Annotated in this window: 12 protein-coding genes; 9 read left to right on the top strand and 3 right to left on the bottom strand. The window is 57.5% G+C overall.

Annotated features, from left to right (window positions below):
- On the bottom strand, positions 1-992 hold a 992-nt coding region (gene rimO, locus VJ956_RS13600; RefSeq protein WP_324085582.1), incomplete at its 3' end, for a 30S ribosomal protein S12 methylthiotransferase RimO.
- A 142-nt stretch (positions 993-1,134) separates the two neighbouring features.
- Here rimO and VJ956_RS13595 point away from each other — a divergent pair.
- The 4 genes from VJ956_RS13595 to VJ956_RS13580 all read left to right on the top strand — a co-directional run bounded on the left by VJ956_RS13595 (position 1,135) and on the right by VJ956_RS13580 (position 5,555).
- Complete coding sequence (locus VJ956_RS13595; protein WP_324085581.1) at positions 1,135-1,542, top strand: PilZ domain-containing protein; 408 nt, start codon at positions 1,135-1,137, stop codon at positions 1,540-1,542.
- 196 nt (positions 1,543-1,738) lie between these two features.
- Positions 1,739-2,647 carry a sulfate adenylyltransferase subunit CysD gene (gene cysD, locus VJ956_RS13590; RefSeq protein ID WP_324085580.1) on the top strand — a complete coding sequence of 303 codons (909 nt, stop codon included), beginning with the start codon at positions 1,739-1,741 and terminating at the stop codon, positions 2,645-2,647.
- A 1-nt stretch (position 2,648) separates the two neighbouring features.
- Positions 2,649-4,307, top strand: coding sequence for a sulfate adenylyltransferase subunit CysN (gene cysN / locus VJ956_RS13585; protein WP_324085579.1), 1,659 nt, complete (start codon positions 2,649-2,651; stop codon positions 4,305-4,307).
- Positions 4,308-4,538: 231 nt separating this feature from the next.
- The gene (locus VJ956_RS13580) at positions 4,539-5,555 is read left to right on the top strand and encodes a nucleoid-associated protein (RefSeq protein ID WP_324085578.1); all 1,017 of its coding nucleotides are present in this window, start codon (positions 4,539-4,541) and stop codon (positions 5,553-5,555) included.
- Here the strand turns inward: VJ956_RS13580 and trmH are convergent, their stop codons facing one another.
- Positions 5,556-6,293 carry a tRNA (guanosine(18)-2'-O)-methyltransferase TrmH gene (gene trmH, locus VJ956_RS13575; RefSeq protein ID WP_324085577.1) on the bottom strand — a complete coding sequence of 246 codons (738 nt, stop codon included), beginning with the start codon at positions 6,291-6,293 and terminating at the stop codon, positions 5,556-5,558. It abuts the gene before it with no gap.
- A 328-nt stretch (positions 6,294-6,621) separates the two neighbouring features.
- On the opposite strand from trmH, the gene miaB reads away from it, so the two are divergent.
- The 5 genes from miaB to lnt all read left to right on the top strand — a co-directional run bounded on the left by miaB (position 6,622) and on the right by lnt (position 12,254).
- Positions 6,622-7,968 carry a tRNA (N6-isopentenyl adenosine(37)-C2)-methylthiotransferase MiaB gene (gene miaB, locus VJ956_RS13570; protein ID WP_324085583.1) on the top strand — a complete coding sequence of 449 codons (1,347 nt, stop codon included), beginning with the start codon at positions 6,622-6,624 and terminating at the stop codon, positions 7,966-7,968.
- 428 nt (positions 7,969-8,396) lie between these two features.
- Positions 8,397-9,371 (top strand): PhoH family protein, encoded by a 975-nt coding sequence (locus VJ956_RS13565; RefSeq protein ID WP_324085576.1) that lies wholly within the window; start codon positions 8,397-8,399, stop codon positions 9,369-9,371.
- 5 nt (positions 9,372-9,376) lie between these two features.
- Entirely contained in the window at positions 9,377-9,832 is a 456-nt protein-coding gene (gene ybeY, locus VJ956_RS13560; protein ID WP_324085575.1) for an rRNA maturation RNase YbeY, read from the top strand.
- Between the two features lie 27 nt (positions 9,833-9,859).
- Entirely contained in the window at positions 9,860-10,711 is an 852-nt protein-coding gene (locus VJ956_RS13555; protein ID WP_324085574.1) for an HlyC/CorC family transporter, read from the top strand.
- A complete protein-coding gene (gene lnt / locus VJ956_RS13550) occupies positions 10,701-12,254 on the top strand; it encodes an apolipoprotein N-acyltransferase (protein ID WP_324085573.1) in 1,554 nt (517 codons plus the stop codon). Before VJ956_RS13555 ends, lnt begins: the two co-directional genes overlap by 11 nt.
- A 42-nt stretch (positions 12,255-12,296) precedes the next feature.
- Here lnt and VJ956_RS13545 read toward each other — a convergent pair.
- Positions 12,297-12,726, bottom strand: a 430-nt coding sequence (locus tag VJ956_RS13545) for a zinc ribbon-containing protein (RefSeq protein WP_324085572.1), incomplete at its 5' end; no start/stop codon positions are given.

The raw sequence follows: 12,726 nt of genomic DNA, 5'->3' as shown, positions 1-12,726 counted from the left end.
GCGGCATCCAGCCAGTCCAGCAGGTACTGGAAGTCCTCCTCGGTTTCGCCGGGGAAGCCGACGATAAAAGTGGAACGGATGGTCAGCTCCGGGCAGATTTCCCGCCATTTGCGGATGCGCTCCAGAGTCTTGCTGTCATGGGCGGGGCGTTTCATGGCCTTGAGGACTTTCGGGCTGGCATGCTGGAACGGGATATCCAGGTAAGGCAGGATCTTGCCTTCCGCCATCAGCGGAATAATGTCATCCACGTGGGGATAGGGATAGACATAATGCAGACGCACCCAGACGCCCATCTCACCCAACGCCTCACACAGTGAGTGCATTTTCGTTTTCAGCGGGCGGCCCTGCCAGAAGCCGGTGCGGTATTTGAGGTCGACACCGTACGCGGAGGTATCCTGGGAAATCACCAGTAACTCTTTTACCCCGGCGTCCACCAGCCGTTGCGCCTCGTCCATCACATCCCCGATGGGGCGGCTCACCAGGTCACCCCGCATCGAAGGGATGATGCAGAAGGTGCAGCGGTGATTACAGCCCTCGGAAATTTTCAGGTAGGCGTAATGTCTCGGCGTCAGCTTGATGCCCTGCGGCGGAACCAGATCGGTGAAGGGATCATGCTGTGTTTTCGGCGGCACAAACTGATGCACAGCCCCAACCACCTCCTCATAGGCATGCGGGCCCGAGACCGCCAGAACGCCCGGGTGGGTATCACGGATCCGGTCTGCTTCCACGCCCATGCAGCCGGTGACAATTACCTTGCCATTTTCACTGAGCGCCTCGCCGATGGCATCCAGGGATTCCTGTTTGGCCGCGTCAATAAAGCCACAGGTATTGACCACCACAATATCGGCGTCGTTGTAAGTTGGCACCACGTCATATCCGTCCAGCCGCAACTGGGTAAGGATGCGTTCCGAGTCAACAAGTGCCTTGGGGCAGCCAAGACTGATGAAGCCAACCTTGCCGCCCTGCCCGGCTGATGCTGTTTTTTCTGCCATTGAACGCGCCTCTGTGTCATTTCTGTGACATACCATTGATAATTTCCACCGAACCCGAGTATACCAACCAGCCCACAACTTGCTGGCTACTTGCTAAACAACTAGACTTTCAGGAAGTTAAGCCGAGCAGTATATAAGAGCGATGATAAAAAACATTGTTGCAAAACCTAACTTACGCAACCAGCAGCGCGTTGATGTTGCGATTGAGGTCACTGTCGAGAAGCCGGATGGTAGTTCGCTGGTCTGCTCGGTGTCCAATATCTCGCGAACCGGACTGATGATTCTCTGTGGCCGCGACAAATTCAAGGACCTGATTCCGAGTCAGCAAACCCCTGCGCCCGGGACCTGGATTGAAGTGAAAGCCCTGTTTTCGGTACCGGTGGTTGACAACGAACCCGTGTCTGTAGTCGCACACGGCCACATTGTGCATACGCGCCGGATTTCCAGAAACCAGTATCAGATAGGTATACAGTTCGCCGAATTTGACGGCAATGGTTTCACCCAGGTGGATCAATACGTGCGCAAATTACTCTCCGCAACAACTCACTGACCTCCGTCAATACCCAGCACCGCTGATATCACCGTCGGCGTCATCCCGGTCCTGACCGCTATACCGCTATATTGTTATAACATCAAACTCTAATTTCCGGCCTTCTTATGCCATGCCGGGTTCTGTTATCATTTTCGCTCTCATACCCCATGCCTCGGTCGTAACATACGGGCCAGAAACGCGGTAACAGGAAACCATGACCACCTATAACCTGACGCACCTCAAACAGCTGGAAGCAGAAAGCATCCACATCATCCGGGAAGTCGCAGCCGAATTCGACAATCCGGTCATGCTGTATTCCATCGGCAAGGATTCGGCAGTAATGCTGCACCTGGCCCTGAAAGCTTTTCATCCGGGCAAGCTGCCGTTTCCGGTGATGCACATAGACACCACCTGGAAATTCCGGGAAATGATTGAATTCCGTGAGCGGAAGGCGAAGGAATACGGTCTGGACCTGATTGTCCACAAGAACGAGGACGGCATCAGGCAGGGTATTGGTCCGTTTACCCATGGCAGCGCCAAACACACTGACATTATGAAAACCCAGGCCCTGAAGCAGGCCCTGGACAAGTACAGGTTTGATGCGGCTTTTGGTGGTGCCCGCCGCGATGAAGAGAAATCCCGCGCCAAGGAAAGGGTTTATTCGTTCCGTGACGAGTATCACCGCTGGGACCCCAAGAACCAGCGCCCTGAGTTGTGGAACATCTACAACGGCAAGATCAACAAGGGCGAAAGCATTCGGGTCTTCCCGCTGTCCAACTGGACCGAGCTGGATATCTGGCAGTACATCTATCTTGAAAATATCGAGATCGTTCCCCTGTATTACTCCGCCAAGCGGCCCGTCGTCGAGCGTGACGGCACCCTGATCATGGTGGACGATGACCGCATGCCGCTGAAGGAAGGCGAGAAGCCGGAGATGAAATCGATCCGCTTCCGCACCCTGGGCTGTTATCCGCTGACCGGCGCCATTGAATCCGAGGCAGACACCCTGCCGGAGATCATCCAGGAAATGCTGTTGGCGACCAGCTCCGAACGTCAGGGCCGGGTGATTGATCACGACTCAGCCGGCTCAATGGAACAGAAAAAGCGGGAAGGGTACTTCTAAAATGGCACATCAGTCCGATCTTATTGCCGAAGATATTCAGGCCTACCTGAAGCAACACGAGAACAAGGAGCTGCTGCGACTCCTGACCTGCGGCAGCGTTGATGACGGCAAGAGCACCCTGATCGGTCGCCTGCTGCACGACACCAAGATGATCTACGAAGATCATATGGCCAGCCTGAAAACCGACAGCGCCAAAATGGGCACCACCGGGGAAAAGCTGGACCTGGCCCTGCTGGTAGACGGCCTGCAGGCCGAGCGTGAGCAGGGCATCACCATCGACGTGGCCTACCGCTTCTTCTCTACCGACAAGCGCAAGTTCATCATCGCCGACACACCCGGCCACGAGCAGTACACCCGCAATATGGCCACCGGCGCTTCCACGGCGCAGGTCGCGATCCTGATGATTGATGCCCGCCTGGGTGTGCTGACCCAGACCCGACGCCATTCCTATATTGCCTCACTGCAGGGCATCCGCCATGTGGTCGTCGCGGTCAACAAGATGGACCTGGTGGATTACAGCGAAGAGCGCTTTAACGAAATCAAGGACGACTATCTGGCCTTTGCCAGCCAGCTTGGTCTGAAAGACATTCGTTTCGTTCCGATGTCCGCGCTGGAAGGCGATAATGTGGTAAACCGGAGTGAGAACACACCCTGGTTCGACGGCCAGCCATTGATGGAAATCCTGGAAACGGTACAGGTGTCCCATGACAAGAACCTGGAGCACTTCCGCTTCCCGGTACAGTATGTCAACCGCCCCAACCTGAATTTCCGCGGCTTCTGCGGCACCATCGCATCGGGCGTGATTCGTCCCGGCGAAAAAGTGATGGCACTGCCCTCGCGGCGCACCAGTACCATCAAGGACATCGTGACCTTTGAGGGCGATCTGGACGAGGCCTATATCGATCAGGCCGTCACCCTGACCCTCAACGACGAGATCGACATCAGCCGTGGCGACATGCTGGTCAAACCGGAAGACGAGCCGGAAGTTGGCAACCGCTTCCTGGCCAACATTGTCTGGATGACCGATTCGCCACTGGAAACCGGACGCCTTTACGACATCAAGCTGGGCCCGACTTTTTCCTCGGCGACGGTGAAAACCATCAAGCACCAGACCGACGTTAATACCCTGGACAAACGCGAAAACCCCGGAGCGCTGCAACTGAACGAAATCGGTCTGTGCGAACTGACCCTGAGCCAGCCGATTGCGTTTGACCCCTATCCGAACAACCATGTCACTGGCAGTTTTATCGTCATTGACCGGCTGAGCAACGTCACCATCGGTGCAGGCATGATCGCCGGCAGCGCGGATACAGTGGAGTCACTGGACCCGGTCACCACCGAGGAGCGTCAGCGCCGCCTGGCCCAGAAGCCTGCAATCATTGCCTGTAACGGCAAGCAGGCACCGGCCCTGGCACTGGCTCTGGAACGCGCACTGTTCGACCAGGGCAAGACCACCATCGTTCTCAGTGAGGATAACGCCGGCAATGCTGATGACCGCCGCCGGGCGGCCCAGGTGGTCAGCGCCCACAGTCTGATCGCGATCGTGGTTAACCTGGGTGCTGACATTGCCTCTGCGTCGGTGTCTGCGGATACCAGCGAAGAGATCACCAAAGCCGTCAGTACACTGGTTCAGGAGCTGATTCGCAACAAGCGCATCTGATCCTGTTCGGCAGCCTTCAGGCTGCTCTGCCCGTAAAGCCCCGAAGCCCATCCGGCTCCGGGGCTTTGTTCTTTCAATAAAGCCGTGTGAACGCAAGCGGACAGGTCTTTCGAGAACACGCTGTGAATACATCCCTGTACGCTCGGCCTCCGCCATCCCTGGCTCCGGACGGTTCTGGAAAGACCTGCCCGCTTGCTATGCTATTCATTTGGTTAACGAGGAGTCACCATCATGGCCATAAAACACCTCCGCACCGCCTATGCCAGCCAACTCCAGCCAGGCCAGCCGGCACGCCTGAGACAGGGTGAGCCGCTTGCCGAACCAGGCGGCGACTACGAAGGCCTGCAAAAGCAGATGAAACGTCTGTTCAACAGCAAGCCGGGCAAAAAATACGGTCGCTTCTCCGAAGATACCGGCGAATCCCCGTTCAGTGCCTGGCTCAGGGATTACCTGGAAGACCGTCAGAGCTTTGCCTCGCTGACAGACCGTCTGTTCAGGCAATGGCAGGACCTTCTTTCCGCCAGCCAGGAAGAACACCAGGGCCATCTGATGCTGGTTCACGAAGCACTGGCCGATTCCGACGTTGTCTACCTTCTGGTACTGGAAAGCGACAGCGCCCTGCGCTTTGATGGCCAGCAGGCTCTGGACACCACCGACGTGCTCAGCCTGTCGCGTCTCAACTTGGCCGTCAGAATCGAGCTGGACGACTGGCTGGGAGCCCGGGGCAGTGAAAACTACCTGACCCTGGTTCACGCCCGGGGCACCGGCGAAACCGGGGATCATTTCATCCGGCTGTGCGGCTTCACCAATCAGGTGGACGTGGAAAAGGAAACCCTGACGTTTCTGGATGCCGTGGAAGCCTTCGCCAAGTCCTCAGAACCGGAAAAAGCCGGTGAAGTCCGGAGCCGCGCCTACGAATTCTGCAAAGAGCAGCACGCGCTTGGCGAGCCTGTGGAAATCGAGGCACTGTCGGGTTATCTGGACGAAAGCCAGCCTCAACGCTTCAAGCAATTTGCCAGTGAAACTGCCGAAATACCGGAAAGCGGCGTCCTCCACCCGGATCACCGCAAGGTGAAAAAACTGGTGCGAATCGCCGGCTCCGGCGGCGGCATGAGCGTGTCGTTCTCATCAGACCTGGTTAACCAGGCGATCTACTATGACCGCGACCGCGATGCGCTGACCATTACCCGCCTGCCAAAGGCACTGCGGGAACAGCTGCAACGGTTCCTTGAAAGCCGGGAAGAGTAATCAGCCCCGGCTTGCCAGGTTTTCGGGCAACTCGTCCCAGCGGACGCGGTTTGCCCTCAGTTTACGCACCGCGTTCATCCAGCCGACGCCGTCAACCAACTCACCGGTTTCCGGATCGATCGGCGGATACGGCAGGCTGCGGTCATCGCAGTAACGCTTTACCACCGGCTGACACCAGCAAAACAGCAGCCGGTTATACTCCTCATCCGGCAGCCTCCGGTAATCATACATTCCCGCCAGCTTCCGCTGACGCTGGGCCTCGGACAGAATAATCGCGCAGGCCGCGGATACATTGAGCGACTCCACCATCCCCATCATCGGAATCACAATGTGCTCATCTGCCTCAGCTGCTGCATCCGCACTGACGCCCTCAATCTCGTTGCCCAGAATCACCGTGCAGGGCACCGTAAAATCCGCTTCCCGAAAATCAATCGCCCGGTCTGAGAGCTGCGCCGCGTATATCCTGTGACCCTGCCCCCTGAGAGTTTCAGTGGCCTGGCCCATGCTGCGATGGGTATGGGTTGTGATCCAACGATAACTGCCCCCGGCGGTTTTCCGGAATGCCCGGAAACCCTCCTTCGGCCAGACCACATGCATATTGGCCAGACCGAATGCATCGCAGGAACGGATAATGGCGGACAGGTTTCTGGGCTTGTGGACCTGGTCAGTGAGAACACTGAGGTCTGGCTGCCGGGTATCGAGTGTTTGTCTGATTCTGGCAAGGCGTTCAGGGGTCATGGTCGTCTGGCTTTCTGTATTTGTGTTTCGCACATAGCTCGGAAAGCGGATGGGGTGAGGCCTTCCAAAAACGTTGAGCGCCATGGATGGCGCGATCGAGCCCTACATGGAAGTATTTACGGGCGTTTTTTGGAAGGCCTCACCCCATCCGCTTCAACACCTGACTAGCAGGCCAAAATGATACCACAACGGATTTAGAGGATTGCCAAGACAAAGGTGGTTGAAGAATGATCACCCCGTTATAATGGCCAGTTACATTTTACTCAGGGCGCCGCTATCCTCTGGCGCCCGACACGCACCGCCACATTCATCAAAACTGCTGAGAAACATGGCCAAGAAGCTCTACATCAAGACCCACGGCTGCCAGATGAACGAATACGACTCATCGAGAATGGCCGACCTGCTGCGCACCGGCGAAACCGTTGAAATGACCGACACCCCGGATGATGCAGACATCCTGCTTCTGAACACCTGCTCGATCCGGGAAAAAGCCCAGGAAAAAGTGTTCCACCAGCTTGGCCGCTGGAAAGGCCTCAAGGCCAAAAAACCGGAGCTGATCATCGGCGTGGGCGGCTGCGTCGCCAGCCAGGAAGGCCAGGCGATTATCGACCGGGCACCCTACGTCGACATGGTATTCGGTCCCCAGACACTCCACCGGCTGCCGGACATGATTACCGAAATCCGTGCCAAGGGTAATGGCGTTGGCGTGGTAGACGTGAGCTTCCCGGAAATCGAAAAATTCGACAACCTTCCCGACCCGGGCGCCGACGGCCCTTCGGCTTTTGTATCCATTATGGAAGGCTGCAGCAAATACTGCACCTTCTGCGTGGTGCCCTACACCCGCGGTGAAGAAGTCAGCCGCCCGGTGGACGACGTGATTGCGGAAGTGGCGCACCTTGCTGGCCAGGGCGTGCGCGAAGTAAACCTGCTGGGCCAGAACGTCAACGCCTACCGTGGCGAAACCCACGACGGCGACGTCATGGACATGGCCGAGCTGGTCACCCTGATTGCCACGATCGATGGCATCGACCGCATCCGTTACACCACCTCCCACCCGGTGGAATTCTCGGATTCGCTGATCGAGGCCTACGAACAGGTGCCGGAACTGGTCAGCCATCTGCACCTTCCGGTCCAGAGCGGCTCCGACCGCATCCTGTCTGCCATGAAGCGCGGCCACACGGCGCTGGAGTACAAGTCCAAGCTGCGCCGCCTGCGCAGGATCCGCCCGGACATCAGTTTCTCGTCGGACTTCATTATTGGTTTCCCGGGGGAAACCGAAAAAGACTTCGAGGACACCATGAAGCTGATCAACGATATCGGCTTCGATGTGTCCTTCAGTTTTATCTACAGCGCCCGCCCCGGCACCCCGGCGGCAGACCTGCCGGATGACACGCCCATGGACGTCAAGAAGAAACGGCTGAGTATCCTGCAGGAGCGTATCAATCAACAGGCGATGGATATCAGCCGCAAGATGGTGGGAACCACCCAGCGCATTCTGGTAACCGGTCTGTCCAAAAAAGACCCGGGCGAATATGCGGGCCGTACCGAGAACAACCGCATCGTGAATTTCCGGCATGAGAATCCGGAGGTGGTCGGGAACTTTATTGACGTGGAAATTCGGGAGGCGCTGCCTAACTCCCTTAGGGGTATGCCCGTCAACTCGGAGATGTATTGAATGGGCGGCCCGATGGGTCGCAGGTTTGGTGATTGGTGAGGGGTGGGGATACGCTCCCAAAAAACGCTTCAAGCACATCCATGTGCGCTTGGGCTCCGCCATCCTTGGCTCCGCACATTTTTGGAAGCGTATCCCCACCCCTCACATTCGACTTTAATCGTGTCTGCAAACAACACGAAGGTTGAAATAAGCCGACTCCAATACAACAGAAGACGGGCGGGCGGCCGGCCTGCACATGGCGGAACAAGGGCGGTGGCCGGGGGAGGTTTCCAAAAACGTTGAGCGCCAGGGATGGCGCGATCGAGCCCTACAGGGAAGTATTTACGGGCGTTTTTTGGAAACCTCCCCCGGCCACCGCCCGACAGGCACCATTTTCAGAAGGCGTACTCCCCCGAGGGGGAGCAACCAAACCAGAACCCGGAGACTGTTTGAAAACCAACGATTCCAGACAATTCGATTTACACCCGGTAGACCAGGGCCGGCTGGCCGCGCTTTGCGGGCAGTTTGACGAGCACCTGAAACACATCGAACGGCGCATGAACGTGAAAGTTGGACGTCGTGGCCATCATTTCCGGGTGGAGGGTGAAACCGAGCACGTGGCTGCGGCCACCGAGGTTATCCGGCACCTGTACCGGGAAACCGAGGCCAGCGATGATATCTCGCCGGATATGGTACACCTGTTTATCCGCGAAACCGGCTTCGAACGGCTGGCAAATGATGTGCCCTACAACGGTGCCGTGACGGTTATCAAGACACCAAAACTGCAAGCCAAACCCCGGGGCGAGAACCAGCAGAAATACGTGCACAACATCCGCACCCACGATGTGAACTTTGGCATTGGCCCGGCCGGTACCGGGAAAACCTGGCTTGCAGTTGCCTGTGCGGTCGAGGCTCTCAAGGACGAGCAGGTCAAACGAATCCTGTTAGTACGTCCGGCCGTCGAAGCCGGCGAAAAGCTCGGTTTCCTGCCCGGCGATCTGGCTCAGAAAGTGGACCCTTATCTTCGCCCTCTCTACGACGCGCTCTACGAAATGCTGGGCTTTGACCAGGTTACCCGGCTGATCGAGAAAAGCGTGATCGAGATTGCGCCGCTGGCGTTCATGCGGGGTCGTACCCTGAACAACTCGTTTATCATTCTTGATGAGAGCCAGAACACCACCCGCGAGCAGATGAAAATGTTTCTGACCCGGATCGGCTTCGGTTCAACGGCGGTGATTACCGGCGATACTACCCAGGTGGATTTGCCCCGGGGCCAGAATAGCGGGCTGATTCACGCTGCTTCGGTTCTGAGCGACGTTTCCGGTATCGGGTTTACCCGGTTCGAGTCCCGGGATGTGGTCCGCCACCCGCTGGTTCAGCGGATCGTGGAAGCTTACGATGTCTTTGACGGCGGAGAATCCTGAGCAGCATGGCCAGCCTGACCGTTGATGTTCAGCTCGCCACTGAGGAAAGGGGCTTACCGGCAGAAGACTCATTCCGCACATGGGCTCAAGCCGGCTGGCTGGGCGACCGGGATTCCGAAGTGACGATCCGTATTGTCGATGCGGAAGAAAGCGCCAGCCTTAATGCCCAGTTCCGCCACAAAACCGGACCAACCAACGTGCTGTCCTTCCCATTTGAGGCGCCAGCCGGTATAACAGTCCCGTTAGCCGGTGATTTGATCATCTGCGCGCCAGTGGTTGAGAAGCAAGCCTGCGAGCAGCAGAAAACCACCAGCGCACACTGGGCACACATGGTAGTGCATGGAATGCTGCACCTTCAGGGCTACGACCATATTGAAGATGACGAGGCCGAGGCCATGGAAGCCCTGGAAATCCGGTTACTGGCGCAACTGGGATTCGGCAATCCTTACGACACTCTTTAATGACATCGGGGAAACGGAAGAAGACGCATGAGCGACGATCAGTCGAGTCGCAGTCAGGGCAGCAGCAAGTCCTGGCTGGAACGTATATCACAGGCCTTTTCCAGCGGGCCTGAGTCCATAGAGGACGTGCTGGAAATCCTGCGTGATGCTGAATCCGAGCGCATCATTGACGCCGATGCCCTGAGTATCATCGAGGGCGCGATGCAGGTTATCGATATGCGGGTCGATGAAATCATGATTCCCCGCTCCCAGATGGTTACGGTCAAAGGCGCCCAGGAGCCAAAAGAATTTCTGGAAGAGATCATCAGTTCCGCCCACAGCCGCTTCCCGGTCATTGGCGACAGTCAGGATGATGTAATCGGAATTCTTCTTGCCAAGGACCTGCTGCCACTCGCGCTTCGCAATGAACTCAACTGGAACCGCATCCGCGAAATTCTTCGTCCCCCTACTTTTGTTCCCGAAAGCAAACGCCTCAACCAGCTCCTCAAGGAATTCAAGGAAACCCGCAATCATATGGCCATCGTGGTGGACGAATACGGCGGCACTGCCGGGCTGATTACAATTGAGGATGTGCTGGAGCAGATCGTCGGGGAAATCGAGGACGAGCACGACTTCGACGAGGAAACCCACATCAAGTCCCGCAGCGATGGCACCTTTGCCGTCAAGGCGGTCACCCCCGTTGACGACTTCAACAAGTTCTTTGAAACCGACCTGGATGAAGAAGAGTTCGACACCATTGGCGGCGTTGTCCTGAAAGAATTCGGCCACCTGCCACGCCGCGGTGAGACCGTTGAATGTCAGGGGCTTGAGTTCACGATTGCAAATGCCGACAACCGGGTGATTCGTCTGCTGCAGGTTTCACGAAGCAATGAGCAATAGCCCGGAGGCAACTGCGGCATCATCCGTTTTGCTTCAGCACACTGCACTGCAGGCTCTGTTGCTCGTCATTGCGGGCGCTCTTCAGACCCTGACCTTCTCGCCTTTCAACTGGTGGTGGCTGGGGCCGGTATCGGTTTTTCTGATCCTGCTGTGCTGTCTTACGCTGGCTTCACCGCAACTGTTTCGCGCCGGATGGCTGATCGGCCTCGGGCTTTTCGGTTCCGGCGCCAGCTGGGTCTACGTCAGCATCAGCGAACACGGCAACACCTCGGTACCGCTTGCCATTGTGCTTACGGTCATTTTCGTGGCCGGGCTTGCACTCTGCCATGGCCTGGCGTTCTGGGCCTGGGGCAAACTCGCGAAAGACAGCACCATCAGAAGGCTCATTCTGTTTCCGGCCATCTGGATACTGGGCGACTGGGTCCGGGGCTGGTTATTGACCGGGTTTCCCTGGCTCTATCTGGGCACGGCCCATGTGGACGGACCACTGGCCGGGTTCGCGCCCCTGGTCGGCGTTCATGGCCTGACCTTCTGGGTCACGGTTACAGCCTGTGGCGCGCTCGCCTGCTGGCAGCTGGTCGGGAACAGTCGCCGCATCAGCGCCGGCATCGTGGCCGTTGTGGTCCTGTTGCCCTGGCTCACCGGCCCGGCCCTGTCCCGGATAAACTGGACAAGCCTCGATGAAAAGCCAACCACATTTGCCGCCATGCAGGGCAATATCCCCCAGCAGATAAAATGGGACCCGGATTTCCTGCGGGACCAGATTGTGGCCTACCTGGAAATGACCGGCCCCCACTGGAATACCGACCTGATCCTGTGGCCGGAAACGGCAATCCCGATTCCCCAGGACCAGGCCGGGACAGTCATTGACCACATCAGTGAAGAACTGGGAGAAAACAGCACGCTGCTAACCGGCATCCCATGGTACGGATTCAGCGACCGGATTGAAGATTTCACTTTTCATAACAGCATCATCGCCATTGGCAATGGCGAAGGAATCTATCACAAGCAGAAGCTGGTGCCCTTCGGCGAGTACGTGCCGCTGCAGCAGTGGCTCCGCGGCCTGATCGGCTTTTTCGATCTGCCCATGTCGAGCTTCAGCCGGGGGCCGTCCGATCAGGGGCCATTGGTGGCGAACGGCGTCAATATCATGCCCTTCATCTGTTACGAAGTGGCCTATCCGGATTTCGTTGCGTTTAACGCCTACAACACCGGTCTGCTATTGACGATCAGCAACGACGGCTGGTTCGGCGACTCCATCGGCCCGCTGCAGCACCTGCAGATTGCCCGTATGCGGGCACTGGAAACCGGCCGGTATATGCTGCGGGGCACCAATAATGGCATTACCGCCGTTATTGATGACCACGGCCAGATCACCGGGACCATTGCCCGGTTCGAGCGCGCGGTGCTGACCGGCGAGCTTTACGTGGCCAGCGGCAGCACACCCTTTATGCTGTCCGGGTCCTGGCCGGTGCTCACCCTGGCGGCCATTCTGATTGTGTTCGCACGTGAGCGGGTGATCCCCAAAATCAGTCACGATTAGCTTGGATCAGCCAAAGTCCTGACCTGACCCTACCGACGCCGGCTATTCGGATTTATGGGGCCAGCGACTGGTCACACGCTCGTAGTAGTGGGAGCCGCAGGCGTCGCAGGGTTCGAGGTGACTCGTCGCCGTCAGGCAGCGCATATGACCACAGTTGAGACATTTGAACATGCCGGCCGTGGCCACTTCCCCGCTGATGTACTGGCTGGGCCCATGGCTTTCCAGTTTCTGGTTCAGCTCGAGTGTATCGATTCTGGTTTTATCGGCGACTGAAAGCAGCATATTGGCCAGCTGATGCTCCAGCAGCGAAATATCCAGTTGCAGCCATTCCCTGACTCCCTCTCCGGTTTCTTCGACGAAGTGCAGCAGGTGTTCCAGATCCCGCTGCAGATAGACGCCCAGCAGGCTGGCTTCGTCGCGGGTCATTTCTCCCAGCTCCTGCTCGAACTCAACGGCCCGTTCCACCTCTTCC

The sequence above is a fragment of the Marinobacter sp. genome, from assembly GCF_035268745.1.
Classification (GTDB): Bacteria; Pseudomonadota; Gammaproteobacteria; order Pseudomonadales; family Oleiphilaceae; genus Marinobacter.
This window is presented reverse-complemented; position numbering and strand designations above follow the sequence as displayed.

What these genes read in the sequence shown, in the direction of transcription:
- VJ956_RS13595 (WP_324085581.1), top strand. Translation starts at nt 1,135, where the DNA reads ATGATAAAAAACATTGTTGCAAAACCTAACTTACGCAACCAGCAGCGC.
- cysD (WP_324085580.1), top strand. Translation starts at nt 1,739, where the DNA reads ATGACCACCTATAACCTGACGCACCTCAAACAGCTGGAAGCAGAAAGC.
- cysN (WP_324085579.1), top strand. Translation starts at nt 2,649, where the DNA reads ATGGCACATCAGTCCGATCTTATTGCCGAAGATATTCAGGCCTACCTG.
- VJ956_RS13580 (WP_324085578.1), top strand. Translation starts at nt 4,539, where the DNA reads ATGGCCATAAAACACCTCCGCACCGCCTATGCCAGCCAACTCCAGCCA.
- trmH (WP_324085577.1), bottom strand. Translation starts at nt 6,293, where the DNA reads ATGACCCCTGAACGCCTTGCCAGAATCAGACAAACACTCGATACCCGG.
- miaB (WP_324085583.1), top strand. Translation starts at nt 6,622, where the DNA reads ATGGCCAAGAAGCTCTACATCAAGACCCACGGCTGCCAGATGAACGAA.
- ybeY (WP_324085575.1), top strand. Translation starts at nt 9,377, where the DNA reads ATGGCCAGCCTGACCGTTGATGTTCAGCTCGCCACTGAGGAAAGGGGC.
- VJ956_RS13555 (WP_324085574.1), top strand. Translation starts at nt 9,860, where the DNA reads ATGAGCGACGATCAGTCGAGTCGCAGTCAGGGCAGCAGCAAGTCCTGG.
- lnt (WP_324085573.1), top strand. Translation starts at nt 10,701, where the DNA reads ATGAGCAATAGCCCGGAGGCAACTGCGGCATCATCCGTTTTGCTTCAG.